Source organism: Pseudomonas sp. CH61, from assembly GCF_059429415.1.
The window spans coordinates 5,774,937-5,800,943 of record NZ_CM182098.1 but is presented as its reverse complement, the minus strand read 5'-3'; the positions used below and the strand labels follow the sequence as shown (position 1 = coordinate 5,800,943).

Sequence of the window (26,007 nt, the reverse complement as noted above, 5' to 3'; positions counted from 1 at the left end):
CTTTTGGCGATACCGCCACGAAACGCGGTCTGATAATCAGGTGGGAAAATTCAGCTAATCCAAGCAGTTGAGGATTTCTCCGACGCAACAAACAGCATCATTGCAGGATAAATCGCAGGCATGTGTAGTACTCCTCGCCGTCAAGGCGAGGAGTACTCACGTTACAAATGTTCGAGGCTGGTTCAGTCGGGACGAATGACTTTGCCGGTTGCCAGATCACGGATCACGCTGGGGTTCTTGCGCCCACCCAGTTGCCCGCCCAGTATCAGATCGATCTGCCCGCGGAAATATTGCTCGACACGCAATCGGGTGCGCGCCGCCGGGCGACCCTGCGGGTTGGCCGAGGTGGAAATCAACGGCCCGACCATCGAACACAGATCGCGCACTTGCGGATGATCACTGACCCGCAGCGCCACGGTGTCGTGCACGCCGGTCACCCACTCAGGCAACAAGCCCTGGTGCGGTACCAGCCAGGTATTCGGCCCCGGCCAGGTGCTGGCCATGCGGTCGATCCATTCTTGCGGGAAGTCTTCGAACAGGAAGTCGAACTGGCGAATATTGTCGGCAACCAGAATCAACCCTTTGACCACCGAACGATTCTTGATCGCCAGCAAGCGATCCACTGCCTCCTCGTTCCACGGGTCGCAACCCAGCCCCCAGACGGCTTCGGTTGGATAGGCAATCACCGCCCCGGCGCGAATCTCTCGTGCGGCTTGTTGCACACGCCAACTGTTAACCATGAAAAAACTCTCCGCAAACAGGTTTCGCGCAGTTTACCGATCTTCCTTGTAAAACCTAGCTCGTCCTGGCCAACCAGCGACCGTTTTCGCACACCGCACGGCCATCCATTTCCAGTTCGGTCAGGGCCGCCAGCACTTTCGGTAATGCCCAGCCGCTGCTGTCGGCCAAGCCTTCGCTGGTGTGCGGCGCCGCGTGGAGCAGAATAAGTAGTGGATGATCGACTTTCGCAGTGTCCGTGGACAACGGCAAATGCTGCCAACCGCGCAGGGCTTCGAGGATATGTTCGATGGTTTCCACCAACACCGCACCGTCACGAATCAACTGGTGACAACCGCGCGCGCCGGGGTGATGAATAGAGCCGGGAATCGCATACACCTCGCGCCCCTGTTCCGCTGCAAGGCGCGCGGTGATCAATGAACCGCTAGCGACACTGGCCTCGACCACCAACACACCAAGGGACAAACCGCTGATGATGCGGTTGCGGCGCGGGAAGTTGCTCGCCGTCGGCCCGGCATCCAGCGGAAACTCGGAAAGCACCGCGCTGCCCGAGGCAATCATCGCGTCAGCCAGACGCCGATTGCGCTGTGGATAAAAGTTTTCCAGCCCCGTGCCGAGAACACCGACCGTCAACCCGCCAACATCCAGTGCGGCCTGATGCGCGGCGGCATCAATACCCAGCGCCAGACCGCTGGTAATGACAAAACCGGCCCCGGCGAGGCAGCGGGAAAACGCCGCAGCGGTGTCCATTCCCGGGCGCGACGCGCGGCGGCTGCCGACCATCGCCAGTTGCGGTTTCTCCAGAATCAGTGGGTCACCCGCCACGAATAACAACGGTGGCGGGTCGGGAATCTGCGCCAGCAACGCCGGGTAATCCACTTGGTCCCACATCAGCAAATGATGCTCCGGCCGCTCTAGCCAGCGCATTGCGTGACTGGCGCCGTCGCGAACTTCGGGACAGCGCCGCGCTTCGGCACTCGCCGCCGGTACACCCAGCGAACGCCAGGCGCTGGCCGGTGCGCTGAGGGCTTTGGAGGCCGAGCCAAAGGCTTCGAGCAATTTGGCAAAGCGTTTCGGGCCGACATCCGGCAAGCGGTGCAGGCGCAGACGCGCTTCCAGTTCCGCCGGGGAAACTGGCGTACAGACAGGCAACATGATGGATCATCCTTGATCGTTATAAGCCCCGAACCATTCGGAACAAGCTGTGGATAACTCTGTTGGTAACTTGTGAAGCAAGCTTACGGATTTCGCACCTTGTCGAGCACCGCCAGCGAGCGCGATGCGTTGAGCACGAGGCCATAACTGAGTTTGTCGTAGGTGCGGAACACCATCAGCAACCCAGCGCGTTCGTCGGGAATTTTCAGTGGCTGGCCGGTAATGCGGTCACGCACGGTTTCGCCGGTTTTCATCACCACCAAAACGTTGCCTTCGGCGAGACCATCGCGCTTGCCTTTGTTCAACGTGACCACGTCCATCACGCCAATCTGGGTGACGCCGCGCGGTACATCGATGATTACGCCATTGATATTGGTCGTTGGCGCGCTTGGCATGAAGGTTGAATTGATCGAACGCTCTTCGCCGCTGAACAAGCGGTCGCCAAGGCGCACTTCCTGCGTGGTGCGTTGCAGGGCGAGGGTGGCAACGTCGCCTTCGGTGGCGACAATTTCACCGCCACCGATATCGTCGGCGTTGATCCCGAGAAACTCCTTGGTCTGCGGATCGGTGTAGACCTTGCCCTGACGGAAAATGCCGTAGACCGGCTGATCCGGATCGAAATGGCCACGGGCGAAGATGCGGTCACCGGTGCCGCTGAGAACGCGTTCGGCATCGCCGACGACGATGTACGGTGCCTTGTCGAAATCCTCGGCCTTGTCGACGATGCGGTTACTCAGCAGAAAGCTGTTGATCGATTTCAGCGGAATGCTCGGAATCGCCTCGGCCACCGGGCTGGTGCGGATCCGTGGCGAGAGCTTGATGGTGCCGCGCGATTCGCCACGATTGAGCATCAGACGTGGCTGGCCGTCGACATAACTGAGGGTCAGCGTGTCGCCGGGATAGATCAGGTTGGGGTTTTCGATTTGCGGATTGGCCCGCCACAGTTGTGGCCACTGCCAGGGCTCGCGCAGGTATTTGCCGGAAATGTCCCAGAGCGTGTCCCCCGAAACCACCGTGTATTGCTGTGGAAAACCATCCCTGAGTTGCACTTGCCCTTGCGCCACGCCGGCCGAAGCCAACAGCAGCAGGGCGAGTAGTGTTTTCCTCATGCAGTGAATCCCTTTATCATGTGCATTCGCGTGAACCGTCAGAGCCCCCGTGGCTCGCTTGTGCAAAATGCACAAGCTACGCTTCACAACGGTAGCCTGCATCTTCGGACCTGCCAGGCCATCGCCCGACTTTACTCAACGTGTGCAGCAATCAAAGCCTATGGCCATTTTAAACATCCTCGAATTCCCGGACCCGCGTCTGCGCACTATCGCCAAGCCTGTGGCTGTAGTGGACGACGAAGTGCGTCAGTTGGTCGATGACATGTTTGAAACAATGTATGAAGCGCCGGGCATCGGCCTTGCCGCGACCCAGGTCAACGTGCACAAACGTATCGTCGTGATGGACCTCTCCGAAGACCGCACCGAACCGCGGGTGTTCATCAACCCCGAGTTCGAATCGCTGACCGACGAAATGGACCAATACCAGGAAGGCTGCCTGTCGGTACCGGGTTTCTACGAAAACGTCGACCGCCCGCAGAAGGTCAAAATCAAGGCGCTGGACCGCGACGGCAAGCCCTATGAACTGATCGCCGAAGGCCTGCTCGCGGTGTGCATCCAGCACGAATGCGACCACCTCAACGGCAAATTGTTCGTCGATTACCTGTCCACGCTCAAACGCGACCGGATCAAGAAGAAACTGGAAAAGCAGCACCGCCAGAACGCTTGATGCCCCTCCTTCAAAGGCTTGCTGCGGCAAGCCTTTTTCTTTTTATGAGACGCCCTTCATGACTGAGCCACTGCGCATCGTTTTTGCCGGTACCCCGGAATTCGCCGCCGAGCACCTCAAGGCCCTGCTGAACAGCCCTTACGAGATCGTTGCGGTCTACACCCAACCGGATCGTCCGGCCGGTCGCGGGCAAAAACTGATGCCGAGCCCGGTCAAACAGCTGGCCCTGGAAAATAATATCCAGGTGTTGCAGCCACCGACTTTGCGTAACGCCGACGCCCAGGCTGAACTGGCTGCGCTGAAACCAGACTTGATGGTGGTGGTCGCCTACGGCCTGATCCTGCCGCAAGTGGTGCTGGATATTCCGCGTCTGGGCTGCATCAACAGTCACGCGTCCTTGCTGCCACGCTGGCGCGGTGCGGCGCCGATTCAACGCGCCGTGGAACACGGTGATGCGGAAAGCGGCGTGACCGTGATGCGCATGGAGGCTGGCCTCGACACCGGGCCGATGCTGCTCAAGGTCGTCACCCCGATCAGCGCTGAAGACACGGGCGGCAGCCTGCATGACCGCCTCGCCGAAATGGGCCCGCCGGCCGTGGTGCAAGCGATTGCCGGTCTGGCTGCCGGCACCCTGGAAGGCGAAGTGCAGAACGATGAGCTCGCCACTTATGCACACAAGCTGAACAAGGACGAAGCACGCATCGACTGGAGCCGTCCGGCGGTTGAGCTGGAGCGACTGGTGCGCGCCTTCAACCCATGGCCGATCACCCACAGCACCCTTAACGGTGAAGCATTGAAAGTGCTGGCGGCGACACTTGCCGAAGGCAAAGGCGCGCCGGGTGAAATCCTCAGCGCCAGCAAGGACGGTTTGGTCGTCGCTTGCGGCGACCAAACCCTGTGCCTGACCCGCCTGCAATTACCGGGAGGCAAAGCACTGAACTTCAGCGACCTGTTCAACAGCCGCCGGGAGAAATTCGCGGTCGGCACGGTGCTCGGCGCAGCGGTGGACGCACAATGAATCCGCGTCTGGCCGCCGCCAAGGCACTCGCCGCCGTGCTCAGCGGCAAAGCCTCGTTGAACAGCTCACTGCCGACGCAACTGGACAAGGTCGAGGATCGCGATCGCGGTTTCACTCAGGACCTGGCCTTCGGTACCGCGCGCTGGCAGCCACGTCTTTCGGCATTGGCGGAGAAACTGCTGCAGAAACCGTTCAAGGCTGCCGACGCCGATGTCGAAGCGTTGCTGCTGGTCGGCCTCTACCAATTGCTCTACACCCGCGTGCCGGCTCACGCCGCCATCGGCGAAACCGTCGGTTGCGCCGAGAAGCTGAAAAAGCCATGGGCCAAAGGCCTGCTCAACGCCGTGTTGCGCAATGCCCAGCGCGAAAGCGAAACGATTTTCGCCGAACTGGAACGTGATCCGGTGGTGCGCACCGCTCACCCGCGCTGGCTGCAAAAATCCCTCAAGGCGTTCTGGCCGGAACAGTGGGAAGCGATTTGCGAGGCGAACAATGCGCATCCGCCGATGATCCTGCGGGTCAATCGCCGTCATCACAGCCGCGACGCGTACCTCGGGTTGCTGACTGAGGCCGGGATTGCCGCGACGCCGTGCGTTTACAGTCGCGACGGCATCATCCTTGAAGCCGCCGCCGATGTGCGCAGCCTGCCGGGTTTCGCCGAAGGCTGGATCAGCGTGCAGGACGAAGCGGCGCAACTGGCCGCCGACTTGCTCGATCTGGCACCGGGGCAACGCGTGCTCGACGCCTGTTGCGCGCCCGGCGGCAAGACCTGCCACATCCTCGAAGCCGAACCGACGCTGGCCGGCGTAGTCGCGGTGGATCTGGAAGCCAAGCGTCTGGTGCGCGTTAAGGAAAACCTTGAACGCCTTGGTCTGAATGCCGAACTGATCGCCGCCGACGGTCGCGACACCGAGAAATGGTGGGACGGCAGACCGTTCCAGCGCATCCTGCTCGACGCGCCATGCTCGGCCACCGGCGTTATCCGCCGCCATCCGGACATCAAGCTGACCCGTCAGCCCGACGACATCGTCGCCCTCGCGCAATTGCAAGGCGAGTTGCTCGACGCCATGTGGAAAACCCTCGAAGTCGGCGGCATCCTGCTCTACGCCACCTGCTCGACGCTGCCGACCGAAAACACCGAAGTCATCGCTGCGTTCCTTGAGCGTACGCCGGGTGCCCGCGAACTGGATCTGGCCACCAGCGCCGGGATCAAGCAGCCCCATGGTCGCCAATTGCTGGCCCAGCAGGGCGGGCATGACGGGTTCTACTACGCCAAGCTGATCAAGATCGCTGCCGCGCGCGGCTAAACGGATTCAATGGAGTGACTGGATGAAAATCATCATCCTCGGTGCGGGACAGGTCGGCGGTTCGCTGGCCGAGCATTTGGCCAGCGAGGCCAATGACATCACCGTGGTCGACACCGACGGCGAGCGCCTGCGCGACCTCGGCGATCGCCTCGATATTCGTACCGTGCAGGGCCGTGGCTCGCTGCCGTCGGTGCTGCGTCAGGCCGGCGCCGACGACGCCGACATGCTGGTGGCGGTGACCAACAGCGACGAAACCAACATGGTCGCCTGTCAGGTCGCCCACACCCTGTTCCACACCCCGACCAAGATCGCCCGGGTGCGCGAAGCGTCTTACCTCCATCGCGAAGAACAGCTGTTCCAGAACGAAGCGATTCCGGTCGACGTGCTGATCAGTCCCGAGCAAGTGGTGACCAACTATATCAAGCGCCTGATTCAGCATCCGGGTGCCTTGCAGGTGATCGACTTCGCCGAAGGCGCGGCGCAACTGGTGGCGGTGCGAGCTTATTACGGCGGGCCGCTGGTCGGTCAGCAATTGCGTCAGTTGCGTGAGCACATGCCGAATGTCGAAACCCGTGTGGCAGCGATTTTCCGCCGTGACCGGCCAATCCTGCCCCAGGGCGATACGGTGATCGAGGCGGATGACGAAGTCTTTTTCATCGCCGCCCGTGAGAATATTCGCGCGGTCATGAGCGAAATGCGCCGCCTCGACGAAACCTACAAACGCATCGTCATTGCGGGCGGCGGGCAGATCGGTGAACGGTTGGCCGAGGCCATCGAAAGCCGTTATCAGGTGAAGATCATCGAGATGAACCCGGCGCGTTGCCGTTATCTGTCCGACACCCTCGACAGCACTGTGGTGTTGCAGGGCAGCGCCTCCGACCGTGATCTGTTGCTGGAAGAGAACATCGCCGACGCCGATATTTTCCTCGCGCTGACCAACGATGATGAAGCCAACATCATGTCGTCGCTGCTGGCGAAACGGCTGGGGGCGAAGAAGGTCATGACGATCATCAATAACCCGGCCTATGTCGACCTGATTCAGGGCGGTGACATCGACATCGCCATCAGCCCGCAACTGGCGACCATCGGCACGCTGCTGGCCCACGTGCGTCGTGGCGATATCGTCAGCGTGCACTCACTGCGTCGCGGTGCCGCCGAAGCCATTGAGGCGATTGCCCACGGTGATGCGAAGTCGAGCAAGGTGATTGGCAAGCCAATCGAGAAGATCGGCCTGCCGCCGGGCACCACGATTGGTGCGGTGATCCGCAACGAACAGGTGATCATCGCCCACGATGACACGGTGATCGAAGCGGGCGACCACGTGATTCTGTTCCTTGTGGATAAAAAGCATATTCGCGATGTGGAAAAGCTGTTCCATGTGGGGTTGAGCTTCTTCTGATCCGGATTTTTGGGTGATCAGACTGGCGCCATCGCGAGCAGGCTCGCTCCCACCTTTGGAATGCGTTTCCCCTGTGGGAGCGAGCCTGCTCGCGAAGGCGCTCTCACTAAACCCCTTCAACACCTGACACTCCAAGAAAGGACTCCACCGATGCTCGAATCCCTGGAAAAAATGCTCGCCAAGGGTGTGGATAACTCATTGCTGCGCTTCGGCCTGGGCAAGGGTTATCTGGATCTGGGCGAAAACGCCAAGGCTGCCGAGCATTTCCAGCGCTGTGTCGGTTTTGATCCGAAGTATTCGGCGGCATGGAAACTGTTAGGCAAAGCTCAACTGGCGCAGGGCGATCACGCCGCCGCGCGGCAAGCGTGGGAACAAGGTCTGGAAGCCGCCCGCGCCCATGGCGACAAACAGGCCGAGAAGGAAATGACGGTGTTTCTGAAGAAACTGGATCGTCAGCCGCAGTGAATCAAAGGTAACGAAGACCGATACCGTCGGCATCTACCGTCACCACTTCCATGCGCACCCGCGGCGCGCCGGTGGGTAAACCCTGCACCTGGCCGTAAACCACTGCGCCTTTGGGCAAGGAAGCCAAAACCGGATGCTGCACGAACACGCCGGTAGGCGACAGATTGCGCGTCTGCCCGAGGCATTCGCCAAAACTGTCGTGGGTGATCTTGATGCGGAAGGATTTGCGTTGTTCGGACATCTTTACGCGCCCTTGAATGAACGGGTTGTGGATAACCTCAAGCAAGATCAGAAGATCGCAGCCTTCGGCAGCTCCTACAGGTTATCCACAGAGTGTGCCACTTTCGTCAGTACCAGCGCTCTTCGCCCGGCGGACGCTTTTTGAAGCGCTTCATGCTCCACATGTACTGGCTCGGATACGCCGCGACATAACGCTCGACCACTTTGCTCATCGCTGCGCAGGATTCGGCGGTATCGGTGCTGTACATCGCTTCTGGCGCGGCTTCGAGGATGACTTTATAGCCAGAACCGTCAGGCAGGCGCAGCGCATGCAGGAACACGCCGACGGCTTTGCCACCAGCCAACATGTTCGGCACGAATTTGCTGGTCAGCGCTTGAGTCGCGAAGAATGGCACAAAGATCCCGGCGGATTCGGCCGGTTCCGGGTCAGCGGGAATGCCCACTGCACCACCTTTGCGCACTTCCTTGATGACGCTGAGGATGCCTTCCTTGGTGGAAGCAGCGACTTTGTTGCCCAGTTGCACGCGCTGCTTGCGCAGCAATTCATCCACAGCCTTGAGCTTCGGCGGACGGTAGAAAATGATCGGTTTGCACTGGCTGCAATAGAAATGATTGAGCACTTCCCAGTTGCCGAGGTGACTGGTGATGCCGACCACGCCTTTGCCCGAGGCCAGCGCATCCTTGAGAACGTCGAGACCTTCGACTTCACGCACCAGGTCGATCGAACGCTGCGCCGGCCAGATCCACGCGCAGGCGCTTTCGGTCAGCGACTTACCGATATCTTTCAAACTCTGGCCAACCAAGCGCTCGCGCTCGGCCGGGTCCATCTGTGGAAAACATTTGGCTAGGTTGATCCGCACCACGTCGCGGGAGCGGTTGGGGGTTTTCCACATGATCCAGCCGATCGCCGAACCCACGGCCTGCACGGCCCGCCATGGCAGCAGGGCAAACAGCCGCAGAGCGCCTACCAGCAAGGCGCCTTTAAACTTTTCCACAGGTCACTCCTGATCTTGTGCGGTGCGCGAGGCGGCCATTCTAACCGCCGTTGACGAGCTGCGCGTAGCGGTCGCAATCCTGGGTGTGATCCATGACCATGCCCGAGGCCTGCATCAGCGCGTAGCAAATGGTCGGTCCGACGAACGTGAACCCGGCCTTTTTCAAGGCTTTGCTCATCGCCAGCGCTTCGGGGGTGATCGCCGGGACTTCGCTGCGATCCTTGAAATGATTGATGATCGGTTGGTCGTTCACGAACGACCAGAGCAACGCCACCGGATCCTCCAGCGCCAGCCAGGCCTGGGCATTACGACGGGCGGCGTTGAGTTTGAGGCGGTTGCGGATGATCCCCGGATCGAGCATCAATTCGTCGATTTCGGCGTCGCTCATCTGCGCCACGCGCTGCACGTCGAAGCCGAACAACACCTCGCGATAACGCTCACGCTTGCGCAGCACGGTGATCCACGACAGCCCGGCCTGGAACCCTTCGAGCAAAAGCAACTCGAACAAACCCTGCGCATCGCGTAGCGGCGTGCCCCACTCCTGGTCGTGATAAGCCATGTACAGCGGATCTTCGGTACACCAAAAGCAGCGTGGCATAAGGCTCCAGGGGGCGTGCGCAGCAATGAATCGGGTATACTCCCGCTCTTTAAATCGCAGCCCAAGAAACAGGTGAATTTCGTGAGCCAGCCTACGCCAGCCGTGCGTACCTTCCAAGACTTGATCCTCGCGCTCCAGCAATACTGGGCCGAGCAAGGTTGCGTGGTACTTCAGCCCTACGATATGGAAGTAGGCGCCGGCACTTTCCACACCGCGACCTTCCTCCGCGCCATCGGCCCGGAAACCTGGAACGCCGCCTACGTGCAGCCAAGCCGCCGTCCGACTGACGGCCGTTACGGTGAAAACCCTAACCGTCTGCAGCACTACTATCAGTTCCAGGTCGTCCTGAAGCCGAACCCGGACAACTTCCAGGAACTATACCTGGGCTCGCTCAAGCATGTCGGTCTGGACCCGCTGGTCCACGACATTCGCTTCGTCGAAGACAACTGGGAATCGCCGACCCTCGGCGCCTGGGGTCTGGGCTGGGAAGTCTGGCTGAACGGCATGGAAGTGACTCAGTTCACTTACTTCCAGCAGGCGGGCGGCATCGAGTGCTACCCGGTGACCGGCGAGATCACTTACGGTCTCGAGCGTCTGGCCATGTACCTGCAAGGCGTGGATTCGGTCTACGACCTGGTCTGGGCTGACGGCCCGATGGGCAAAGTCACCTACGGCGACGTGTTCCACCAGAACGAAGTGGAGCAGTCCACTTACAACTTCGAGCACGCCAACGTCGACAAACTGTTCGAACTGTTCGACTTCTATGAAGGCGAAGCCAAGCGTCTGATCGAACTCGACCAGCCGCTGCCGTTGCCGAGCTACGAAATGGTTCTGAAGGCGTCGCACACCTTCAACCTGCTGGATGCGCGCCGGGCGATCTCGGTGACCGCGCGTCAGCAATACATTCTGCGCGTTCGCACCCTGGCGCGTTCCGTTGCGCAAGCCTACCTGCTGGCACGCGCCAAGCTGGGCTTCCCGATGGCGACCCCGGACCTGCGTGACGAAGTACTGGCCAAGCTGGAGGCAGCACAATGAGTGCGCAAGATTTTCTGGTTGAACTGGGCACCGAAGAACTGCCACCGAAAGCCCTGAACACCTTGGCTGACGCGTTCCTCGCCGGTATCGACAAGGGCCTGCAAGCCGCTGGCCTGAGCTACGAAACCAAAACCGTCTACGCCGCACCGCGTCGTCTGGCTGTGCTGATCACCGCGCTGGCTACCCAGCAGCCGGATCGCAGCATCAACCTCGACGGCCCGCCACGTCAGGCGGCGTTCGACGCTGACGGCAACCCGACTCAGGCAGCATTGGGCTTTGCCAAGAAGTGCGGCGTTGATCTGAGCGAAATCGACCAGAGCGGCCCGAAACTGCGTTACAGCCAGAGCATCGCCGGCAAGCCGACCGCGAGCCTGCTGCCGACCATCGTCGAAGATTCGCTGAACGACCTGCCGATCCCGAAACGCATGCGTTGGGGTGCGCGCAAGGAAGAGTTCGTGCGTCCGACCCAATGGCTGGTGATGCTGCTCGGTGACCAGGTCATCGACTGCACCATCCTCGCGCAGAAGGCTGGCCGTGACTCCCGTGGTCACCGTTTCCATCACCCGCAAAGCGTGCGCATCGGTTCGCCGTCGAGCTACCTCGCTGACCTGCGTGCCGCTTATGTGCTGGCCGACGCCAATGAGCGTCGCGAGATCATCAGCAAGCGCACCGAAGAGCTGGCCACCCGTCAGGAAGGCACGGCCATCGTTCCGCCGGCACTGCTCGACGAAGTGACCGCGCTGGTCGAATGGCCGGTGCCGCTGGTGTGCTCGTTCGAGGAGCATTTCCTCGACGTGCCGCAAGAAGCACTGATCACCACCATGCAGGACAACCAGAAGTATTTCTGCCTGTTGGATGCCGACGGCAAGTTGCTGCCACGTTTCATCACTGTGGCCAACATCGAAAGCAAAGACCCGCAGCAGATCATCGCCGGTAACGAGAAAGTGGTTCGCCCACGCCTGACCGACGCAGAGTTCTTCTTCAAGCAGGACAAGAAGCAGAAACTCGAAGCCTTCAATGATCGCCTGAAGAACGTGGTGTTCCAGGAAAAACTCGGCAGCGTCTACGACAAGGCCGAGCGCGTTTCCAAGCTGGCCGCGTACATCGCCGCTCGCATCGGCGGCAACGCTTCGTGGGCTGCCCGCGCTGGCCTGCTGTCGAAGTGCGACCTGGCCACCGAGATGGTCGGCGAGTTCCCGGAGATGCAAGGCGTCGCCGGTTACTACTACGCCCTCAATGATGGCGAGCCAGAAGATGTCGCACTGGCGCTGAACGAGCAGTACATGCCACGCGGTGCCGGTGCAGAACTGCCGGCCACCCTGACCGGTGCGGCCGTCGCGATCGCTGACAAGCTCGACACCCTGGTCGGTATCTTCGGTATCGGCATGCTGCCAACCGGCAGCAAAGACCCGTATGCCCTGCGCCGTGCGGCACTCGGCGTGCTGCGTATCCTCATCGAGAAAAAACTCGATCTGGATCTGAACGACGCCGTGGCTTTCGCCGTGGCCGCGTTCGGTGCCAAGGTCAAGGCTGCCGGCCTCAACGAGTCCGTGCTGGAATTCATCTTCGACCGTCTGCGTGCACGTTACGAAGACGAAGGCGTTGAAGTCGCCACTTACCTGTCGGTACGTGCCCTGAAGCCGGGTTCGGCGCTGGATTTCGATCAGCGTGTGCAAGCGGTGCAGGCCTTCCGCAAACTGCCGGAAGCGGCAGCGCTGGCGGCGGTGAACAAGCGTGTATCGAACCTGTTGAGCAAAGTCGAAGGCGCGGTACCGACCGAGGTGCAAGCCAAGTACTTCGACAACGCCAACGAGTTCTCGCTGTACTCGGCGATTCAACAAGCGGATCAGGCTGTACAGCCAATGGCCGCGGCGCGTCAGTACAACGAATCGCTGGCACGCCTGGCGGCATTGCGTGAGCCGGTGGATGCGTTCTTCGACGCGGTGATGGTCAATGCCGACGATGCCAATGTGCGGGCCAACCGTTACGCGCTGCTGGCGCGCCTGCGTGGTCTGTTCCTCGGCGTTGCCGACATTTCGCTGCTGGGTTGAGGGATTGCTGTTGAAACTGCTGATTCTCGATCGGGACGGAGTGATCAATTACGACTCCGACGCTTACATCAAGTCGGTGGCGGAGTGGATTCCGTTGCCCGGCTCGATCGAGGCGATTGCGCAGTTGAGCAAGGCCGGCTGGACGGTGGCAGTGGCCACCAACCAGTCGGGCATCGCTCGCGGCTACTACGACCTCGCCACCCTCGATGCCATGCACGCGCGTTTGCGCGAACTGGTAGCGGAGCAGGGCGGTGAGGTCGGGCTGATCGTGTATTGCCCGCATGGGCCGGACGAAGGCTGCGATTGCCGCAAGCCGAAACCGGGGATGTTGAAAACCATCGCGGCGCATTACGACGTCGAGCTGACCAATGTCTGGTTCGTCGGCGACAGCCTTGGTGACCTGGAGGCTGCCAAAGCCGTCGATTCACAGCCAGTTTTGGTAAAGACCGGAAAAGGCGCGAAGACTCAGGGCAAAACCCTGCCGGTTGGCACTCTGATTTTTGACGATCTGGCGGCGATTGCCGCAGAACTTATCCACAACTAGAGTACTTCTGAAGTTCCTGACCAGGGATTGATCGGGAGTGCGCTTGAACACTCGGGCATTGCCCCGTCACGGTAAACGTCACTATGTCGATACTGCGGGCCATCAGGATTTTTCTCTTTTACCTGCTGCTGGGCACCACCTCCCTGCTGTGGTGCAGCTTGAGTTTTTTTATCGCGCCGTTTTTGCCGTTCAAGGCGCGTTATCGTTTTATCAACGTGTACTGGTGCCGTTGCGCCTTGTGGTTGACCAAGGTGTTTCTCGGTATCCGTTACGAAATCAAAGGCGCTGAAAACGTGCCTGACCGGCCCTGCGTGATTCAGTCGAACCACCAGAGCACCTGGGAGACGTTTTTTCTCTCCGCTTATTTCTCGCCGTTGAGCCAGGTGCTCAAGCGCGAATTGCTCTATGTGCCGTTTTTCGGCTGGGCGATGGCCATGTTGCGGCCGATCGCGATTGACCGCGACAACCCGAAAGCGGCGCTGAAACAAGTCGCGGCCAAGGGTGATGAACTGCTCAAGGACAACGTTTGGGTGCTGATCTTTCCGGAAGGCACACGTGTGCCGTTTGGCACTGTCGGCAAGTTCTCTCGCAGTGGTAGCGCGTTGGCGGTGAATGCGGCGCTTCCGGTGCTGCCGATTGCACACAATGCCGGCAAGTTCTGGCCGAAAATCGGCTGGGGCAAAAAGTCCGGCGTGATCACCGTGGTCATCGGTGAGCCGATGTATGCCGAAGGCACAGGCCCGCGCGCCATCGCCGAGCTGAACGACCGGGTGCAAGCCTGGAACGAGAAGACTCAGCGCGAAATGGGCTCACTGCCACCGGCCCCGCAGGCACCGGCCGCAAGTGATCAGATCGCTGTCTGAGATTTTGTGGATAACCTGTGTACGGTTTTGTTGAAAACGCTTGAATATTGAAATTAAGTGATTGATTTATTTATATATTTCTCAAGCTCATAAAAGACCGTAAAAGGTGCATAAGTTTTTTTCGGATGTAAAAAAACCGGCTGATATAGCCGGTTTTTTTGTGCCTGATCAGTCGGGGACAAGCGGTAACTCAAGCAGGAAGGTGGTGCCTTGATCAACCACGCTGTGGCATTCGATTCTGCCGCCGTGGTGATCGACTACCGCTTTGACCATCGACAAGCCGAGGCCCACGCCGTCGATGCCCTGCGCGGAAGAAAAACGTCGGTATTGGCTGAACAGGTCGGGCAATTCATCAGCGGCGATGCCCTTGCCTTGATCGATCAATTCACAGTGCAACCATTCCTCACGGCAACTGACGCGCAGGGTGATAGTGGTATCTGCCGGGCTGTACTTGATCGCGTTCTCCAGCAGGTTGAACAGCGCACGGGTCAGCAAGCCCTGATCAGCATTGATCAGACGTTCCTGCGACTCTTCATCCATGTCATGCAGCAGCTCGATACGTTTCTGCTGGGCGATGGGCAACGCTTGATCCAGCACATCCAATACCAGCATCGCGAACAGCGTCGGCTGAAATTGATAAGCCTCGGATTCGGCCCGCGCCAACAGAACAAACCCGTCAGTCAGATCCAGCGCGCGACGTACCTGGCGTTCGATTTGTTCGAACAACGGCGCATCGGCCCCGACTTGATAACGGTGCACATCGAGCAAGGCGAGGATCGCCGAGTGCGGCGCGCGCAAGTCGTGGGAAAGAAAGCGCAGCAACACGCTACGTTGTTCCTCGGCCGCGCGTTCGGCACTGAGGTCGGTGAGGCTCAGCAGCCAGCCAATTGGCGTGTCACCGTCCACCGGAAGGAGGGCGGCACGTTCCAGACGCAGGCTGCGCTCCTTGTGATCGCGGAACTCCAACAGCGGCAGGGCGGATAGCGGCGGGCGCAGCTCTGTGGATAATTCCGGGTAACCGAGCCGCTCGAGTTGATCGAGGACGTCATCCCCCACCAGGTTGTTATCGAAGAGCTGGCGAGCCTTGCGATTGCCCAACAGTATCTGCCCCTTGGGGTCACTGATCAGTGTGGCAACCGGCAGGTACTCCAGACCGTCGGCGATAAAACGCCGGGTATCGCGGGTGCGGCTCATGGCTTGTTCGAGCGCCATGATCTGGCCCTGCAGGCGGTCAGCCCCGGTGAATTGCGAGCGCCGGCGCTCGGGGAAAACTTTCGGTTCACTGTCCAGTCGTGCCAATTCCCAACCGAAATAGGTCAACACCACACTCAGGCGCCGCCAATTCCAGATCAGATAACCGAACAACATCCCCAGCACTGCCGGCGTCGGTGACCACCAAAGACGCATTTCTGCCAGAGCCGCACTGGCTAGCAGTGCACACGCCATGCCGATCAACGTGACCCAAAGCGCCCAGCGCGGGCGCCATAACAGCAACCCTAGACTGCCTGCCACCCAAACGACCGACAACAATGCGCCCATCGCTGGATGCGCATCGTGCAGGTTGATCTGCGCGCGATAAGACAGCAGCGCAGTCAGCGGCAACAGCACTAGACTTATCCACAACCACTCACGCACCAACTGTCGAAACAGTCGCTGCACCTGACTTGGCTCACGGCTTTCGCGCCGGCGCTGATTGTTCATAGGGAAAAAGGGCAGGTCAGGGTGAATGCTTTCATAGGTCACAGGTCTGAGACGTAGACTCGAAGAATCATAGCGGACGTCGACCAACGGCGGGCCGCTTACTTTCAAGGTGATGACCAAGCGACTATGGTTGACGCCCAACTGCCCAAGCAACAAGGAACCACCGCGTATGCGCGTTGCGATACTGGACGACGAACCCGCCGAACTGCGCCGGGTCGAGCAAACCCTGCAGCAAATGGCCGATGCCGGCGAACAGCCGTGGTCACTGCACAGCTTCGAGCGTGGTGAAGACCTGTTGCGACAGCTACGCCGGGAGACCTTCGACCTGCTGATCCTCGACTGGCAACTGCCCGACCTCACGGGTCTATCCCTGCTGCGCTGGACCCGCGAGCACATGGAAGCGCCACCGGCAGCGATCATGCTGACCAGTCGCGATGGTGAGAGCGATATTGTTCAGGCGTTGAATGCGGGGGCTGATGATTATGTGAGCAAGCCGTTTCGGCCCAATGAGCTGAAGGCGCGGGTGGCTGCGGTGCTACGGCGACATGCCCAACAACGCACCGCCGCGAGCGAAGTGCTGAGCTTCAACGACCTGACCTTCGATGACGCCGAACTGACTGTTACCCGCGAGGGAAAACCCATCGTCATGACCGAACGCGAGTATCGACTGGCGCGGTGTCTGTTCAGCAATCTGGGCCGGCCGTTGTCGCGGGATTATCTCTATGAGCGGTTCTGGCCGCATGAGGAGATGGCGTCATCGCGACCGTTGGATACGCATATCTATCGTCTGCGCAACAAGCTCGGGCTGACGGCGGAGCGGGGTTGGCAACTGCTGACCATTTATGGGTATGGATATCGGCTGGAGAGTGTCACGGCAACGAGCGAGTGAAGAGGGAAGGCCAACGGCATTACGTTGGCCCCGGCTGGCACCACTGATCAATGAAAGGTCAATGCCAGCAAACCAATCGCCAGTTTGCGGATGTCTTCTCCCCAGCCGAGATCATGCGGACTGACTGCCAGCGGGAAATGCAGCTGGATACGCAGCACACCTTGTTGCGCGACGAGGGCCTGCACCTCGGCGGGCAGGTTGATATTGATTGCATTGCTGGTGGCGTTGGTCAGGCTGGCAGAGATTACCGGCACGTTATTGATGCTGATATCCACCGTTTGGCGCGGCGTTTTCTCAGACAGGAACGCGTTGGTTTCAAGCGTCAGTGAACTCACGCCAGCCTTGGGGCGCAGGATGATCTCGGCATCCGGCCCGACCGATCCGGTGCCCCACGCCTCGGCAAACCACCAGCCTTTTCCAAGTGCATCCGTGCCCCGGCTCCCCTCCACAAACTGCAGCTTTTCGCCGGTGTCGAATGAAGGGATCAAATCCCGGGGAGCACCGGCCATGAGTGGCAGACAGTCAGCGCAGCGCTTCCAGCCCGGTGCCAGCACATGGAAGCCGTCAATCCTGGCCAGCATATCGCTGTCGCCATCCACGTTTAGCGCCGCTTGCAGCGCTGTCCGCTGCTCAAGCACGTAGAGGGTATCGCGCTCATACTTGCCGGAGTCGATGGTTCTGGCGGCAGTACGCTGCAGATCCTCCTGCGCTTGCGCACTCACCCGGCCCAGGTACACCGCATCGGTGGCGAGATGATTGCGGCCCGCGTAATCGGAGAGGGTCATCCAATGCGTCGTCAGGTTCTGCGGAATCACGTAGCGGACCTTCTGATAGTGCGCTGCCGCGCTTTGCCAGAACGGATTGACCATCGGGGTTTTCCAGGTCGCAGCAGGTGTGACCATCTGCTGCCGGCGTATGCCTGCCCAACCGGCGCGGGTGTCGAAGACCTGTACCAGAAGGGCTGTCACCAGCAGCAACAGCGCAGTCCGTGGCGCCGCGTTACGCGCGATCAGGAACACCACCGCAAAGATCGCCGCGTACATGACCGGCCAGATCATCCGCCCCGAAGCGCGGAAAATACCGGCCATGGAAATGACGGGGTCAGGCAACCAGTAGACGAACTCGAGCGGTCCGACGCCGATCCTGTTGGAGAATGCAAAAAGCATCAGTCCAAACAGTGCCAGCAGCAATAACCAGCGTTTGCGCATCGTTGCAACGATCTGGCCTTCGCCTGAGCAAATGAACCACAGCGCGCAAACGAGCAGAAACATCACCCCCAGCCCCGGGAAAGCCATGCCGGCCGAATCCCCAGGTACGCCAGGTATATCGCCGAGGACGCGAGACCATCCAGCGGGGTCGAAAAACGTCAGCACATTGGCGCGAAACAATCCGAATCCGAATGAAGCCAGTCCCTCACCTTCAATGGTGAAATAGCCTGCTTGCCAGCAACACACCCCGGTCAGCAACAGCAGGCCAACCAGCTCGACGAACGACTTCTTCAGCAGCAACTGCCGCCTCAATGATCGGCCCAGCAAGTCGGCCAGCCAGATCAAGCCAACCATTGCCAACAGATAAGCGTGTATCAAGGCCGCGACCGCCAGCAACGTGCCCCAGGCCGGACAACGCCGCTCGGCATGAGGGCGCAGCGCCAGATACAGGGCGGCCAGGATCAGGAAGTGCCCGGCGAGGGATAAATGCTCTGCCATCCGCGAAATCAGCGCCGGGTTGAACAGAAACAGTGCCGCCCCCAGCAAACGCAGCGCAATGTTGGCGGTGGCCAGGCCCATCAGCTTCCAGGCAAACCAGCCCTGCAACACAAAACACAACAACAGCCACAGGCCAAAGTACTGGAAAGGCTCGGGAAGCCATGCGGCAAAGGGTTTGAAGATCAACGCCAGCAGCGGGTTCGAATCCGAGTAGATGATCGCGCTGCTCAGCTCCAATCCATACGAAGGATTGAGCCCCAGCGGCAACGACCAGGGCGAATGCCTGAAAAACACCCAGCCAAGGTAGTGCGTTGCCGGATCACCGCTGCCCAGCCACGCAATGTTTTGCGGGTTTAGCGCCCTTGGACCGATGACGATAAAAAAGGCCAGAATCCCCAACAGCAGGGGCAGCACATTGACCGATAGACGTGTGACGGAATCCTTCCTGACGCATTGATGAGTCAATTGATTGCTCTTTTTTTAGTCGTTTTTCTACAATCTGGCCGCCGCCTGTCTGCGACGAAAGAGCCGCATCGTATCGCGCTTCAAGACGAAATTGAACGCAAAAAAAAGCCCGCTTGCGCGGGCCTTTCCTGTGCGGAGTCGGCAACCTAGAAGTCCAGATTGGATACCGCGAGAGCATTGCTCTCGATGAAGTCACGGCGAGGTTCGACCGCATCACCCATCAGGGTGTTGAAGATCTGGTCTGCGCCAATGGCGTCTTCGATAGTGACTTTCAGCATGCGGCGCACGCTTGGGTCCATGGTGGTTTCCCACAGCTGATCCGGGTTCATTTCGCCCAGACCTTTGTATCGCTGGATGGTGTGGCGCTTGGTGCTTTCCGCCATCAGCCAGTCCAGTGCTTCCTTGAACTCGGTGACCGCTTTCTTGCGCTCGCCACGCTGGATGTACGCGCCTTCGTCGAGCAGGGTGCTCAGTTGAGCGCCGAGGGTGACGACGGTTTTGTAGTCGTTGCTGCCGAAGAAGTCGCGGTTGAAGGTGACGTAGTTCGACAGGCCGTGGGAGATCAGTTCGACCTCTGGCAGCCACACGCCACGTTCACGATCTTCACGCAGGCTGGCTTTGTAGACCAGACCGGATTTCTCCACGGTGCGCAGACGCGCTTCGTACTGGGCCAGCCACTCTTGCATTGCGGCGTGGTCGCCGAGCTTTTCCAGGCTCACGGCCGGCAGGTAGATGAAGTGCTCGGTCAGCTCCTGCGGGTACAGGCGCGACAGACGCTTGAGGGTCTTCATCACCATGCGGAAGTCGTTTACCAGACGCTCCAGTGCTTCACCGGAAATGCCCGGGGCTTCTTCGTTCAGGTGCAGGCTCGCATCTTCCAGGGCCGACTGCGTCATGTACTCTTCCATGGCGTCGTCGTCTTTGATGTATTGCTCTTGCTTGCCTTTCTTGACCTTGTATAGCGGCGGCTGGGCGATGTAGATATAGCCACGCTCGATCAGCTCCGGCAACTGACGGAAGAAGAAGGTCAGCAGCAGGGTACGGATGTGCGAACCGTCAACGTCAGCATCGGTCATGATGATGATGTTGTGATAACGCAGCTTGTCGATGTTGTATTCGTCGCGACCGATACCGCAGCCCAGTGCGGTGATCAAGGTGCCCACTTCCTGGGAAGAGATCATCTTGTCGAAACGCGCTTTCTCGACGTTGAGGATCTTGCCCTTCAACGGCAGGATCGCCTGGGTCTTGCGGTTACGTCCCTGCTTGGCAGAGCCGCCCGCGGAGTCACCTTCCACCAGGTACAGTTCGGACAGCGCCGGGTCTTTTTCCTGGCAGTCAGCGAGCTTGCCCGGCAGGCCGGCGATGTCCAGCGCGCCTTTGCGGCGGGTCATCTCACGGGCTTTACGCGCCGCTTCACGGGCACGCGCCGCGTCGATCATCTTGCCGACGACCAGCTTGGCTTCGTTCGGGTTTTCCAGAAGGAAGTCGGAGAAGTACTTGCCCATCTCCTGCTCGACCGCGGTCTTCACTTCGGAGGAGACCAGCTTGTCTTTGGTCTGCGAGCTGAACTTCGGATCCGGCACTTTCACCGAGATGATCGCGGTCAGGCCTTCACGGGCATCGTCACCGGTGGTGGCGACTTTGTGTTTTTTCGCCAGACCTTCCTGCTCGATGTAGTTGTTCAGGTTACGCGTCAGTGCCGAACGGAAACCCACCAGGTGAGTACCGCCGTCGCGCTGCGGAATGTTGTTGGTGAAGCACAACAGGTTCTCGTTGAAGCTGTCGTTCCACTGCAGGGCGATTTCCACGCCGATGCCGTCTTCACGCTGGATGTTGAAGTGGAACACCTGGTTGACCGCAGTCTTGTTGGTGTTCAGGTATTCAACGAACGCACGCAAGCCGCCTTCGTACTTGAACAGCTCTTCCTTGCCGCTGCGCTCATCCTTGAGGACGATGCCAACACCGGAGTTGAGGAAGGACAGTTCACGAATGCGCTTGGCGAGGATGTCCCAGCTGAAGTGAATGTTCTTGAAGGTTTCGCTGGAAGCCTTGAAGTGGATCTGGGTGCCGGTGGTTTCGCTGTCGCCAACGATGGCCATCGGAGCCTGAGGTACGCCGTGGACGTAGGTCTGTTCCCAGATCTTGCCGCTGCGGCGAACGGTCAGTACCAGCTCTTCGGACAGTGCGTTCACTACCGACACACCTACACCGTGCAGACCGCCGGATACTTTGTAGGAGTTGTCGTCGAACTTACCGCCAGCGTGGAGGACGGTCATGATGACCTCGGCGGCGGAAACGCCTTCCTCTTTGTGCACGTCTACCGGGATGCCACGGCCGTTGTCTTTAACGGTGATGGACTCATCCGGGTGGATAATGATGCTGATGTCGTCGCAGTGGCCGGCGAGGGCTTCGTCGATCGAGTTGTCGACCACCTCGAACACCATGTGGTGCAGACCGCTGCCATCGTCGGTGTCACCAATGTACATACCGGGACGTTTGCGTACGGCATCCAGGCCTTTCAGCACTTTAATGCTCGTTGAGTCGTACGTATTTTCTTCGCTCAATGCCTTCACTCCCGATGGTCGTGGGTCTGGGTGATACGGCCCTGTTCCACGTGGAACAGAGCGACTGGCGTTTCCGTCTGCCAGCCTTCCCTCAATAATTCGTGATCTACACAGGTGATGAACACCTGGCAGCGTAAGTCTTCCAGCAAGCGGCACAGCGCGCGACGGTGGCCCTCGTCCAGCTCGGACGGCAAGTCATCCACCAGATAAATACACTGACCGCGGCGGGCCTGGCTGACCAGATGCCCTTGGGCAATCCGCAGTGCACAGACCACCAACTTCTGCTGACCCCGGGACAAAATGTCCGCGGCATTGTGTGCGCCCAATCTAAGACGCAAATCAGCTCGTTGCGGTCCGGCCTGGGTATGACCCATTTGCTGATCCCGTTGCACGGAACCAGCCAGTACGGCGCTCAGTTCCCGGTCTTTGTCCCAGCCTCGGTAATAGCTGAGCGTCAAACCTTCGAGCTCAACCAGTTCGCTCAAGGTTTGTTCAAAGACTGGTTTCAAGGCTTTGATGTAAGCGCGGCGGTATTCATCGATTTCAGCGCTGGCCTGGCACAGTTCCCTGTCCCAAACCGCTTGCGAAACGGCGTCAAGTGTACCATGCCGCAGCCATGAGTTTCTCTGGCGCAAGGCCTTCTGCAAACGCTGCCAAGTGGCCATGAACCGTGGCTCGACGTGGAACACGCCCCAGTCGAGAAACTGCCGGCGAATCTTCGGCGCACCTTCAAGCAGGCGGAAGCTGTCGGGGTTGATCAACTGCAATGGCAGGATCTCCGCCAGTTGCGCAGCACTGCGGGCGTTCTGACCGTCGATGCGGATCTGGAACTCGCCCTGACGATCACGCGAGATCCCCAACGCGCTATGGCCACCCTCGGCCAATTCGACCTGACCGAACACGGTACAGGCGAGCTGTTCGTACTGGATGACCGGCAAAAGCCGCGTGCTACGAAACGAACGGGCAAGCCCCAGCAGATGAATGGCTTCCAGAACACTGGTTTTGCCGCTGCCGTTGGCGCCGTAAAGAATGTTGATGCGGGGGGAGGGGGAGAAGGTCACCGGGTGCAGATTGCGCACCGCGGTGACCGAAACACGACTTAAGGACATCCAGGGTCAGCTGATTACAGACGCATCGGCATGACAACGTAAGCCGAATCGTCGTTGTCAGACTCTTGCACCAGCGCACTGCTGTTGGAGTCGGACAGGATCAGACGAACCTGCTCGGTGGTCATCACGCCCAGCACGTCAAGCAAGTAGCTCACGTTGAAGCCGATTTCCAGCGAGCCGCCGTTGTATTCAACGCCCACTTCTTCTTCCGCTTCTTCCTGCTCCGGGTTGTTGGCCTGGATCTTCAACTGACCGCTGGCCAGTTGCAGACGGATACCGCGGTACTTCTCGTTGGACAGAATCGCGGTACGGCTGAACGCTTCACGCAGCGCCTGGCGATCGCCGAGTACCAGTTTGTCGCCGCCCTTCGGCAGAACGCGCTCGTAGTCCGGGAACTTGCCGTCGACCAGTTTCGAGGTGAAGGTGAATTCACCAGTGGTCGCGCGGATGTGGTGCTGACCCAGGACGATGCTGACGTTGCCGTCGGGCTCGGTGAGCAGCCGTGCCAGTTCAAGGATACCTTTGCGCGGCACGATCACTTGATGGCGATCAGGCTGGCCGATATCGGCTTTCATCGAGCACATGGCCAGACGGTGACCGTCGGTGGCCACGGCGCGGATGATGCCTTCGGACACTTCCAGCAGCATACCGTTGAGGTAGTAACGCACGTCCTGCTGAGCCATGGCGAAGCTGGTGCGTTCGATCAGACGACGCAGTTTGCTTTGCTCCAGGCTGCAGGTCAGCGAGCCCGGGCCTTCTTCAACGGTCGGGAAATCGTTGGCCGGCAAGGTCGACAGGGTGAAACGGCTACGGCCGGCTTTTACCACCAGCTTCTGCTCGTCGACCTTGATGTCGATCAGCGCATCGTTGGGCAAGCTTTTGCAGATATCCATCAGCTTGCGCGCAGGCACAGTGATGGAACCTGTTTCAGCCGGCTCTTCAAGTTGCACACGACCGACCAGCTCGACTTCCAGGTCAGTACCGGTCAGCGACAGTTGCTGGCCTTCGACAACCAGCAGCACGTTGGAGAGTACCGGCAAGGTCTGTCGGCGCTCGACAACGCCTGCGACCAGTTGCAGGGGTTTCAACAGGGCTTCGCGTTGAATGGTGAAATGCATGGTCTAGTCCCTTGCCTTAATAAGCTGCGCTGGTGTTCATCAAGTGGTCAGTGTACGCAGCAGGTTCTTGTAGTCCTCGCGGATGTCCGCGTCGGATTCCTTAAGTTCGTTGATCTTGCGGCAGGCGTGCAACACGGTGGTGTGGTCACGGCCGCCAAACACATCGCCGATTTCCGGCAGGCTGTGGTTGGTCAGTTCCTTGGACAAGGCCATGGCCACCTGACGCGGACGCGCCACCGAGCGCGAACGGCGCTTGGACAGCAAGTCCGAGATCTTGATCTTGTAGTACTCGGCGACGGTGCGCTGAATGTTATCCACAGAGACCAGTTTGTCCTGCAACGCCAACAGGTCTTTCAGGGATTCGCGAATCAGCTCGATGGTGATGTCGCGGCCCATGAAGTGCGAGTGGGCGATCACGCGTTTCAGCGCGCCTTCCAGCTCTCGGACGTTGGAGCGAATGCGCTGGGCAATAAAGAACGCGGCGTCGTGCGGCAACTCGACTTTGGCCTGGTCGGCCTTCTTCATCAAGATCGCGACGCGGGTTTCCAGTTCCGGCGGCTCGACGGCTACCGTCAGGCCCCAGCCAAAGCGGGATTTGAGGCGCTCTTCAAGGCCTTCGATTTCTTTCGGGTAGCGGTCACTGGTGAGAATGACCTGCTGGCCACCTTCAAGCAGGGCGTTGAAGGTGTGGAAAAACTCTTCCTGCGAACGCTCTTTGCGGGCGAAGAACTGAATGTCGTCGATCAGCAAGGCATCCACCGAACGGTAGAAACGCTTGAACTCGTTGATCGCGTTCAGTTGCAGCGCCTTGACCATGTCGGCGACGAAACGCTCGGAATGCAGGTACACGACCTTGGCATTCGGGTTCTTCTTTAATAGGTGGTTACCCACCGCGTGCATCAAGTGGGTTTTACCCAGGCCGACACCACCATAAAGGAACAGTGGGTTGTAGCCGTGCTTGGGGTTGTCCGCCACTTGCCAGGCCGCCGCGCGGGCGAGCTGGTTGGATTTACCTTCGACGAAGTTTTCAAAGGTAAAGGTGCGGTTCAGATAACTGGTGTGCTTGAGCGCACCTTCGACCTGCACAGTCCGCTGTTCGGCACGGACCGGCGCCTGTTGCGAAGCAGCCCCGGACATCGGATCGAAACTGTCGCGAGACGGTTCATCGCTGATTTCAGGGCTTTTCTGCGTAGAGCGCTTGGCCGTCGGTGCAGGCGTCTGCGAGGGTGCCGGCGTGTTCGCAGGCGCGGCATTGGCCTGAGCCTGAGAAACCTGCGCGGCTGCAAGCGGCGCGTTCGGTGCGGCACGCGGAGCGGAACTGCGTTTGCTGCCTATTAATAAGGAAAGCGCAGGCGCCATGCCGTTGCCGTGCTCATCCAGCAGTTCAAGGACCCGTCCCAGGTACTTTTCGTTGACCCAGTCCAGCACAAAACGGTTCGGTGCGTAGACGCGCAACTCGTCGCCTTCGGCTTCGACCTGTAGTGGACGGATCCAGGTGTTGAATTGTTGGGCAGGCAGCTCCTCGCGCAAAAGCTCCACGCACTGCTGCCAAAGTTCCACTGACACGGATATCCCCTAAGTTGAAAGCCGGTGAGGCAAAAACAAGCGGCCATTGTAGCGGCGAGCCGTCCACTTATCCACATGCAGGTTGCCGGGTGAGCATGATTTATCAACGCGTTGAATCAGAAAAAGGCGACCAACGGTGTGTGAATAAGCTCTGTGGATAACCGCCTCTAAGGGCACTGGACAACTGGGGGTTGAACTCGGTGGATAACCTGCCTGTGGATAACAGCCCATTCCACGCACAGGTTATCCGATAGCGCAGCACAGGCTGATCACGGTTTTCCACTGTAGTTGTCATTCTCTGTACAGCAGGTAAAACATGGGCTGCTGTCACTTATCCACAGAAGAAGGCGTGCCTAGCTTTTATAAGCTTTACAGAAAAGCTTTAAATAATTCCCTTCTTTATTTTTATGTATGGCGAGCAGGTGATCAGGCAAAGAACACCTTGAGATCTATTTATAAGGAAACGTTGGTTGGAAATTGACCTGAAGGCTTGCTTTCTCTAGAATCCCCGGTCTCTTAAAACGGGGGCCATTCCGGCCCGTTGTGGACGAACCAGGTAACACGACATGAAACGTACTTTCCAACCAAGCACTATCAAACGCGCCCGTACTCACGGTTTCCGTGCTCGCATGGCTACCAAGAACGGCCGTGCTGTCCTGTCGCGTCGCCGCGCCAAAGGTCGTGCGCGTCTGGCAGTTTGATAAT

General features: G+C 59.4%; 23 protein-coding genes. 11 read left to right on the top strand and 12 right to left on the bottom strand.

The window, feature by feature from the left end; translation table 11 throughout:
- Positions 1-182 precede the first annotated feature (182 nt).
- The 3 genes from tsaC to AC5SEM_RS26165 all read right to left on the bottom strand — a co-directional run bounded on the left by tsaC (position 183) and on the right by AC5SEM_RS26165 (position 3,002).
- Complete coding sequence (gene tsaC, locus AC5SEM_RS26175; RefSeq protein ID WP_038359601.1) at positions 183-740, bottom strand: L-threonylcarbamoyladenylate synthase type 1 TsaC; 558 nt, start codon at positions 738-740, stop codon at positions 183-185.
- 55 nt (positions 741-795) lie between these two features.
- Entirely contained in the window at positions 796-1,896 is a 1,101-nt protein-coding gene (dprA, locus tag AC5SEM_RS26170; protein WP_495473504.1) for a DNA-processing protein DprA, read from the bottom strand.
- 80 nt (positions 1,897-1,976) lie between these two features.
- Positions 1,977-3,002, bottom strand: a complete 1,026-nt coding sequence (locus tag AC5SEM_RS26165) for a LysM peptidoglycan-binding domain-containing protein (protein ID WP_495471589.1) — start codon at positions 3,000-3,002, stop codon at positions 1,977-1,979.
- A gap of 160 nt (positions 3,003-3,162) precedes the next feature.
- On the opposite strand from AC5SEM_RS26165, the gene def reads away from it, so the two are divergent.
- The 5 genes from def (at position 3,163) to AC5SEM_RS26140 (ending at position 7,858) form a co-directional block, all read left to right on the top strand.
- Entirely contained in the window at positions 3,163-3,669 is a 507-nt protein-coding gene (gene def, locus AC5SEM_RS26160) for a peptide deformylase (protein ID WP_016984087.1), read from the top strand.
- A 58-nt stretch (positions 3,670-3,727) separates the two neighbouring features.
- On the top strand, positions 3,728-4,687 hold the full coding sequence (fmt, locus tag AC5SEM_RS26155) for a methionyl-tRNA formyltransferase (RefSeq protein WP_495471588.1): 960 nt from the start codon (positions 3,728-3,730) through the stop codon (positions 4,685-4,687).
- Positions 4,684-5,994, top strand: coding sequence for a 16S rRNA (cytosine(967)-C(5))-methyltransferase RsmB (gene rsmB, locus AC5SEM_RS26150; RefSeq protein WP_495471587.1), 1,311 nt, complete (start codon positions 4,684-4,686; stop codon positions 5,992-5,994). Before fmt ends, rsmB begins: the two co-directional genes overlap by 4 nt.
- 22 nt (positions 5,995-6,016) lie before the next feature.
- The gene (gene trkA / locus AC5SEM_RS26145; RefSeq protein WP_077575169.1) at positions 6,017-7,393 is read left to right on the top strand and encodes a Trk system potassium transporter TrkA; all 1,377 of its coding nucleotides are present in this window, start codon (positions 6,017-6,019) and stop codon (positions 7,391-7,393) included.
- Positions 7,394-7,543: 150 nt separating this feature from the next.
- Positions 7,544-7,858, top strand: coding sequence for a tetratricopeptide repeat protein (locus AC5SEM_RS26140; protein ID WP_495471586.1), 315 nt, complete (start codon positions 7,544-7,546; stop codon positions 7,856-7,858).
- A gap of 1 nt (position 7,859) precedes the next feature.
- Here the strand turns inward: AC5SEM_RS26140 and AC5SEM_RS26135 are convergent, their stop codons facing one another.
- From AC5SEM_RS26135 to AC5SEM_RS26125, 3 genes are all read right to left on the bottom strand, one after another.
- On the bottom strand, positions 7,860-8,099 hold the full coding sequence (locus AC5SEM_RS26135; RefSeq protein ID WP_105704752.1) for a PilZ domain-containing protein: 240 nt from the start codon (positions 8,097-8,099) through the stop codon (positions 7,860-7,862).
- 106 nt (positions 8,100-8,205) lie between these two features.
- On the bottom strand, positions 8,206-9,093 hold the full coding sequence (locus AC5SEM_RS26130; protein WP_008084359.1) for a lysophospholipid acyltransferase: 888 nt from the start codon (positions 9,091-9,093) through the stop codon (positions 8,206-8,208).
- Positions 9,094-9,133: 40 nt separating this feature from the next.
- Positions 9,134-9,691: a DNA-3-methyladenine glycosylase I gene (locus AC5SEM_RS26125; protein WP_123593434.1), complete on the bottom strand. Its 558-nt coding sequence runs from the start codon at positions 9,689-9,691 to the stop codon at positions 9,134-9,136.
- Positions 9,692-9,772: 81 nt separating this feature from the next.
- Here AC5SEM_RS26125 and glyQ point away from each other — a divergent pair, with 81 nt between their 5' ends.
- The 4 genes from glyQ to AC5SEM_RS26105 all read left to right on the top strand — a co-directional run bounded on the left by glyQ (position 9,773) and on the right by AC5SEM_RS26105 (position 14,184).
- Complete coding sequence (glyQ, locus tag AC5SEM_RS26120) at positions 9,773-10,726, top strand: glycine--tRNA ligase subunit alpha (RefSeq protein WP_034152298.1); 954 nt, start codon at positions 9,773-9,775, stop codon at positions 10,724-10,726.
- Entirely contained in the window at positions 10,723-12,777 is a 2,055-nt protein-coding gene (glyS, locus tag AC5SEM_RS26115) for a glycine--tRNA ligase subunit beta (RefSeq protein ID WP_495471585.1), read from the top strand. Before glyQ ends, glyS begins: the two co-directional genes overlap by 4 nt.
- A gap of 4 nt (positions 12,778-12,781) precedes the next feature.
- Positions 12,782-13,321: a D-glycero-beta-D-manno-heptose 1,7-bisphosphate 7-phosphatase gene (gene gmhB / locus AC5SEM_RS26110; RefSeq protein WP_174245032.1), complete on the top strand. Its 540-nt coding sequence runs from the start codon at positions 12,782-12,784 to the stop codon at positions 13,319-13,321.
- Positions 13,322-13,404: 83 nt separating this feature from the next.
- Positions 13,405-14,184 (top strand): lysophospholipid acyltransferase family protein, encoded by a 780-nt coding sequence (locus AC5SEM_RS26105; protein WP_016984077.1) that lies wholly within the window; start codon positions 13,405-13,407, stop codon positions 14,182-14,184.
- Positions 14,185-14,352: 168 nt separating this feature from the next.
- Here the strand turns inward: AC5SEM_RS26105 and AC5SEM_RS26100 are convergent, their stop codons facing one another.
- Positions 14,353-15,885: a sensor histidine kinase gene (locus tag AC5SEM_RS26100; protein ID WP_495471584.1), complete on the bottom strand. Its 1,533-nt coding sequence runs from the start codon at positions 15,883-15,885 to the stop codon at positions 14,353-14,355.
- 169 nt (positions 15,886-16,054) lie between these two features.
- Here AC5SEM_RS26100 and AC5SEM_RS26095 point away from each other — a divergent pair, with 169 nt between their 5' ends.
- Positions 16,055-16,774: a response regulator transcription factor gene (locus AC5SEM_RS26095; protein ID WP_495471583.1), complete on the top strand. Its 720-nt coding sequence runs from the start codon at positions 16,055-16,057 to the stop codon at positions 16,772-16,774.
- A 47-nt stretch (positions 16,775-16,821) separates the two neighbouring features.
- Here AC5SEM_RS26095 and AC5SEM_RS26090 read toward each other — a convergent pair whose 3' ends face one another.
- The 5 genes from AC5SEM_RS26090 to dnaA all read right to left on the bottom strand — a co-directional run bounded on the left by AC5SEM_RS26090 (position 16,822) and on the right by dnaA (position 25,302).
- Positions 16,822-18,945, bottom strand: a complete 2,124-nt coding sequence (locus AC5SEM_RS26090; protein WP_495471582.1) for a DUF6311 domain-containing protein — start codon at positions 18,943-18,945, stop codon at positions 16,822-16,824.
- A gap of 146 nt (positions 18,946-19,091) precedes the next feature.
- Complete coding sequence (gyrB, locus tag AC5SEM_RS26085) at positions 19,092-21,509, bottom strand: DNA topoisomerase (ATP-hydrolyzing) subunit B (protein WP_007911885.1); 2,418 nt, start codon at positions 21,507-21,509, stop codon at positions 19,092-19,094.
- A gap of 5 nt (positions 21,510-21,514) precedes the next feature.
- Complete coding sequence (gene recF / locus AC5SEM_RS26080; RefSeq protein ID WP_038359568.1) at positions 21,515-22,618, bottom strand: DNA replication/repair protein RecF; 1,104 nt, start codon at positions 22,616-22,618, stop codon at positions 21,515-21,517.
- 14 nt (positions 22,619-22,632) lie between these two features.
- A complete protein-coding gene (dnaN, locus tag AC5SEM_RS26075) occupies positions 22,633-23,736 on the bottom strand; it encodes a DNA polymerase III subunit beta (RefSeq protein WP_007911887.1) in 1,104 nt (367 codons plus the stop codon).
- A 39-nt stretch (positions 23,737-23,775) separates the two neighbouring features.
- The gene (gene dnaA, locus AC5SEM_RS26070) at positions 23,776-25,302 is read right to left on the bottom strand and encodes a chromosomal replication initiator protein DnaA (RefSeq protein ID WP_212620707.1); all 1,527 of its coding nucleotides are present in this window, start codon (positions 25,300-25,302) and stop codon (positions 23,776-23,778) included.
- Positions 25,303-25,868: 566 nt separating this feature from the next.
- On the opposite strand from dnaA, the gene rpmH reads away from it, so the two are divergent.
- Positions 25,869-26,003: a 50S ribosomal protein L34 gene (gene rpmH / locus AC5SEM_RS26065; protein ID WP_003213577.1), complete on the top strand. Its 135-nt coding sequence runs from the start codon at positions 25,869-25,871 to the stop codon at positions 26,001-26,003.
- Positions 26,004-26,007 lie beyond the last annotated feature (4 nt).

Bases quoted from the DNA above. Each gene is read 5' to 3' on its own strand.
- recF (WP_038359568.1), bottom strand. From the start codon at position 22,618: ATGTCCTTAAGTCGTGTTTCGGTCACCGCGGTGCGCAATCTGCACCCG.
- AC5SEM_RS26140 (WP_495471586.1), top strand. From the start codon at position 7,544: ATGCTCGAATCCCTGGAAAAAATGCTCGCCAAGGGTGTGGATAACTCA.
- fmt (WP_495471588.1), top strand. From the start codon at position 3,728: ATGACTGAGCCACTGCGCATCGTTTTTGCCGGTACCCCGGAATTCGCC.
- rpmH (WP_003213577.1), top strand. From the start codon at position 25,869: ATGAAACGTACTTTCCAACCAAGCACTATCAAACGCGCCCGTACTCAC.
- trkA (WP_077575169.1), top strand. From the start codon at position 6,017: ATGAAAATCATCATCCTCGGTGCGGGACAGGTCGGCGGTTCGCTGGCC.
- AC5SEM_RS26100 (WP_495471584.1), bottom strand. From the start codon at position 15,885: ATGAACAATCAGCGCCGGCGCGAAAGCCGTGAGCCAAGTCAGGTGCAG.
- AC5SEM_RS26095 (WP_495471583.1), top strand. From the start codon at position 16,055: ATGCGCGTTGCGATACTGGACGACGAACCCGCCGAACTGCGCCGGGTC.
- dnaN (WP_007911887.1), bottom strand. From the start codon at position 23,736: ATGCATTTCACCATTCAACGCGAAGCCCTGTTGAAACCCCTGCAACTG.
- def (WP_016984087.1), top strand. From the start codon at position 3,163: ATGGCCATTTTAAACATCCTCGAATTCCCGGACCCGCGTCTGCGCACT.
- tsaC (WP_038359601.1), bottom strand. From the start codon at position 740: ATGGTTAACAGTTGGCGTGTGCAACAAGCCGCACGAGAGATTCGCGCC.
- AC5SEM_RS26105 (WP_016984077.1), top strand. From the start codon at position 13,405: ATGTCGATACTGCGGGCCATCAGGATTTTTCTCTTTTACCTGCTGCTG.
- AC5SEM_RS26135 (WP_105704752.1), bottom strand. From the start codon at position 8,099: ATGTCCGAACAACGCAAATCCTTCCGCATCAAGATCACCCACGACAGT.
- glyS (WP_495471585.1), top strand. From the start codon at position 10,723: ATGAGTGCGCAAGATTTTCTGGTTGAACTGGGCACCGAAGAACTGCCA.
- rsmB (WP_495471587.1), top strand. From the start codon at position 4,684: ATGAATCCGCGTCTGGCCGCCGCCAAGGCACTCGCCGCCGTGCTCAGC.
- AC5SEM_RS26125 (WP_123593434.1), bottom strand. From the start codon at position 9,691: ATGCCACGCTGCTTTTGGTGTACCGAAGATCCGCTGTACATGGCTTAT.
- AC5SEM_RS26165 (WP_495471589.1), bottom strand. From the start codon at position 3,002: ATGAGGAAAACACTACTCGCCCTGCTGCTGTTGGCTTCGGCCGGCGTG.